Consider the following 651-nt stretch of genomic DNA (forward strand, 5'->3'; position numbering starts at 1 on the left):
TTTGAGGCTTGTTTAACAAGTTCTGCAAATTTCTTGTCACCTAATGTTGTAGGATAGTCCGCTGGGTGTGCTTCAGCCAGCCTTACAGTGACTTTTGCTCCTTCACTCGCTTTTCCCGCATCTTTTGAACCACCTGAGCTACAACCTGTCAACAAAGCAGCAGATAACAGCGATACGATTAGAACTGACAAACTTTTTTTCATTTTCTTAGCCCCTTTAATTTATTATTTTAAATACTCAATGTATTTAATGCAGGAAATGTGGTAAATATAGAGATAATTGAGGAACGTAGATAATGACCATCAAACAAACAAACAGGATAGCATAGAATGGGACCATGTGTTTGACAGCTCTCCCTATAGGTGTATCTGTCAAGGCACACCCTATAAACAAAACAGCTCCATGAGGTGGAATCGTCAAGCCAATTCCTAGGCTGAGCATCATAATAATTCCGAAATGGAGAGGGTCTATATGCATGTTAAGGATAACTGGCTTTAAGATTGGTGTCATAATCATAATCAATGGTGCCATATCCATCGGTGCGCTTAGCAAAATCAACAAGCAAGCTATAATAAACAATACGACGAGCGGGTTACTGGATATTGCTAATAGAAGTGCAGTAACCATATCTGGTATACGCAAGATTGTTAA

At 39.2% G+C, this 651-nt stretch carries 1 protein-coding gene and 1 pseudogene; both read right to left on the minus strand.

Annotated features, from left to right (window positions below):
* Window positions 1-203 (minus strand): annotated as a pseudogene (locus ACAN52_RS21950) (TRAP transporter substrate-binding protein); the annotation flags it as partial.
* 43 nt (window positions 204-246) lie between these two features.
* Window positions 247-651, minus strand: a 405-nt coding sequence (locus tag ACAN52_RS21955) for a TRAP transporter large permease subunit (RefSeq protein WP_378957267.1), incomplete at its 5' end; no start/stop codon positions are given.

Source organism: Pelosinus sp. sgz500959, assembly GCF_042610375.1.
GTDB lineage: Bacteria > Bacillota > Negativicutes > DSM-13327 > DSM-13327 > CTSoil-075.